The following is a 3781-nucleotide window of genomic DNA, read 5'->3' as shown; positions in this document are numbered from 1 at the left end:
TGATTAAACTCATTTGGATTAATATTTGCTTTTTGTGAGAGTGCTACAATTTCTTCTTTTGAAATTGAGTCTTTCGTATTTATAGATGCTATATTTGTGTATTTTCCGTCTTCTGTTTTTGGAATTTCTAAAATCCCTTTATTCACGAGATCAACTACAGCCTTATGCTCTGAAGAATGTAAATCTACACCAGTAATTTTCCAATTACGCATAACTTTTGGAGTGTATACACCATTCTTTACCTCTTTTAAATATGTAATAGCAAGGTTACGAATGGTTCCGCCTGTTTCTCCAAATGCATTCTCTTGTTTAGATGACCAAATTTGTTCAAACTTACGCCCCTCTAAAGCTCCCCCTTTTGCCTGAAGAGCCTCCATTCTATATGCATTCATTCCCAGCGTCATAACATCGCTCGTTTTGATTGGTTTGTTTGTACGAATAGAGCGTAAATTTGTAATTCTACTTCCATATGGTTTTGTTAAGTCAATTTCGTATTTTACGCCTCCAAAGAAATCGTTCGTACTGTATTTAGATGCACGGCGGGTTTTATCAAAGCTAACGGTTACATCTCCGGCACGAGATGAGTTAAAATATCCTGCTGCCCATTCCATATAGTCTTTTAAATCTTTTCCAGAAATCTTATATACTGTAATTTCTCCCAAGGCATATTGGTAATTGTACGCAATATCTTTTTTCTTAATAGGACCTATATCCAAACGGGCATAATCATTATCAATTTGATGGGCTACTACATCCGCTTTACTGTAGTAGAGCATGACTTCATGAAAGAAATCTGATAAAGGTGTTTCTTGAATCTGAACACTTGGAATACCTTTTATTTCATTTTCAGGAACAAGATTTCTCCCCTTTAATTGAGCGACTACAACATTTGCATCTCCTCTCGCATATTCGTGAAAAGGTGTTAATGTTTCTTCAAGTGTAGGATCAGATAATATCGTTGTTCCATCAGCATTTTTTACAGGTATAGCGGTAGCAGTTTTATTTTTTAAAGTCAACTTCCCATCTTGCTTTGTAAAAGTAAGGTCAATACGTGAAATATGTGTTCCATATTTATCTGGTTCTGTAATAATTACGCCATTTACAACTTCTTTTTTTACAAGTTTATGCATGTGAGCCGCAAAAATAGCGCTTAGTTCCGGACAAGCATTTGCAATATCTTGAACACCAGTACCAGGGATACCATTCTCATTTTCTAATCCCATATGCATAACTCCTACCATTACATCTACTTTACCTTCTAATTCCTTAATTGCCTTTTTCGTCTCTTCTACCGGATTTTTCACCACTAAACCATCTAAGTGATCTGTCCCTTTTTCAAAATCACTAATCATTGGTGTATTCATACCAATAATCCCAACTTTAATTCCACCTTTTTCCACAATTGTATATGCAGGAAGAAAGCGCTCTCCATTTTCCTTATAAATATTTCCTGCTAACGTTTTTCCCTTATATTGCTCACTAACTTTTTTCAATGTATCTAATCCAAAATTGAATTCATGATTTCCAAATGCCCAGGCGTCATATCCCATTGTATTCATCGCTACCATCATTGGCGATTGTGGTTTATCGTTGAATAATTCTACTGAGTTTCCTTGAATTGTATCCCCAGCATCTACTAATATGGTATTTGGATTTTCTTGACGGACCTTCTTTATAACCGTATAAAGCTGCGTCAAACTTCCACTCATATTTGCTCCATCAAGCGCATAATCCCAAGGCATAAATCTACCATGAATATCTGCAGTACCTAACAATGTGATATTAACTTCAGATTCCTCAGCCTTAGAGATAGGTGGTTTGACTATTACTGCTGTTCCAAGCAGTAATAGAATTACAAAGTAACATACATAGTTCTTCCATTTCATTTTTTGCATAATAATAATATTTCTCCCCTTTTTGTACTTTCATAAAGTTGCTTGAACTTTAAAAATGTAACTTATTATTCAGGAAACTTCAACTACAAAAGATAATTTTGAAGGTGGTTCTGTTGCAAAATAAAGAGAATAAATTGCATACATCCCCTAACAGAATTGTATTTTATCGTTTCCTGACAGAATACCCATTCCTTAAGCGTGTGAAGAGTACTTTCAAAATAAGGACATATCATTCATCATCATAAAATCATTATTTCAATTTACTAAAATTCGCATATAAAATATGTTATGATGATTATTTTTTTGAATTTCATTGTCGAAGTATTTCCTTCTCAATGAAAATACTTCCAAAAAAATAACCCCGCTCTTCATTTAAGACGGGGTTACACTTATACAGAAAATCGGATAGTTTCATATTTTCTTAAGCTTATTGGTTACTTTCAACTAATTTCATTCTATTTTTGTTTTCTTCTGAATCAATATGAATCAACCGTTTTCCCTGTTTATAATACGCATCAATAAATAGGGAATGATTTTTACTTTTCAATTTCACAAAGTAATTTTATCTCTTTTATTTGTGAAATATGACGCTGTTCATGTAAATAAATCAGTTCTATCCACTGATCAAGGGATAATTCTCCAAGAGCTGGATGCATCACTGCTTTTTTCGCTAATATAGACTCATCTTCTATTGTACTCAGGAAACGCATCAATTCTTTTCTTGATTCGTTTAGCATATTGAGCATTTGCTCCACTTCAAATGGTTCTATACTTGGTTCAATCATTTCTGGAGCTATAAACTTTTTCGTTCTATCTAATAAAATAGTGTGAATTTCTTTACGCTCATTTTGGGTACTATCTAACTTTTTTAATCCTGATGAAATAACTGTTATAACTCTCTCATCTAATAAAACTAAATGATGACAAACTTGTGCAATACTCCATTTATCCTTATCTGGTTTCCTATTAAATTGAGCATCACTCAACAAATTAATTTCCTCAACTAATTGATCTCTCGTTTCATAAAACTTGTCATTTACAAATGTATCCATGTGGATTCTCCTTTCATTGCAACCTACATACTTAAATTCCTACGCTAGAAATATTATCTTCAAAAAAAGTTTTTCTTTCACTACTATTCCAATTTCATTTTAAAGCTACAAATGAAATTATTTGTTTTTTATATCTTTTTAATTGGCACAAATAAATTAACCTTTAACTTTCCGTCTAGATCTTCAGCAACATTATTTAAGCAAAACTCTAAATTATCTCTATCATAATCTGCATCATACTCACTATTTGGTAGCCACTCTGCATACATGTATTGATACGCTTCACTTAATTTATGAGGTTCATCATAGAACTGGTATAGACCATATGTACCTCCATCTAATCTTTTAAATTGCACATCATGATGCTTTTCTTTATCGAAGTTTTCAGGAATCGTAACACATGCATCATGCCGGCACTTATGACTTGCAACAAGTTCAGGATTATCTAATGATATTCCGATAAATGATTGCTCTGGTGGATAAAGTTTATTTTCAATTGACCAATTCAGTAACTTTCCCCAGTGATCTTGTGGTTCAAAGTAGCTACCAGTTCGTCTTATATATGCTACTTCTAATGGTGGAAATTTTTTTATAAAAACTTTCATTTACATCTTCTCCCCTATAAATATGTACACTGTTTATTTAGCTTTCTTTAAATATTTATTCCTTCTTAAATAAAAAGAATCCTCTAATCACATGAATTTTAATTGAAATACAATTGATTACTATTACTACTACTAAAGTAGTATGTACTTTCATACTTTTATTTGATTTTAAATTCTTTTTAAATCGATATATTAATTGTAAGAAAATAAAAAGGTGGAGGATTTTAAT

At 32.3% G+C, this 3781-nt stretch carries 3 protein-coding genes; all 3 read right to left on the bottom strand.

Going from position 1 to position 3781, the window contains the following annotated elements:
- Positions 1-1895: bifunctional metallophosphatase/5'-nucleotidase (locus tag ABWK52_RS28585; RefSeq protein WP_353772340.1), on the bottom strand; the 1895-nt coding region annotated here is incomplete at its 3' end.
- A 536-nt stretch (positions 1896-2431) separates the two neighbouring features.
- Complete coding sequence (locus ABWK52_RS28580) at positions 2432-2947, bottom strand: DinB family protein (RefSeq protein ID WP_000379370.1); 516 nt, start codon at positions 2945-2947, stop codon at positions 2432-2434.
- 128 nt (positions 2948-3075) lie between these two features.
- The gene (locus ABWK52_RS28575; protein WP_000862353.1) at positions 3076-3552 is read right to left on the bottom strand and encodes an AraC family transcriptional regulator; all 477 of its coding nucleotides are present in this window, start codon (positions 3550-3552) and stop codon (positions 3076-3078) included.
- Positions 3553-3781 lie beyond the last annotated feature (229 nt).

The organism is Bacillus sp. AP50, assembly GCF_040492675.1.
GTDB lineage: Bacteria > Bacillota > Bacilli > Bacillales > Bacillaceae_G > Bacillus_A > Bacillus_A cereus.
The sequence above is the reverse complement of the archived record's forward strand: the minus strand, read 5'-3'. Positions and strand labels throughout refer to the sequence as shown.

Coding starts and splice junctions, on each gene's coding strand:
- ABWK52_RS28580 (WP_000379370.1), bottom strand. CDS start 2,947: ATGGATACATTTGTAAATGACAAGTTTTATGAAACGAGAGATCAATTA.
- ABWK52_RS28575 (WP_000862353.1), bottom strand. CDS start 3,552: ATGAAAGTTTTTATAAAAAAATTTCCACCATTAGAAGTAGCATATATA.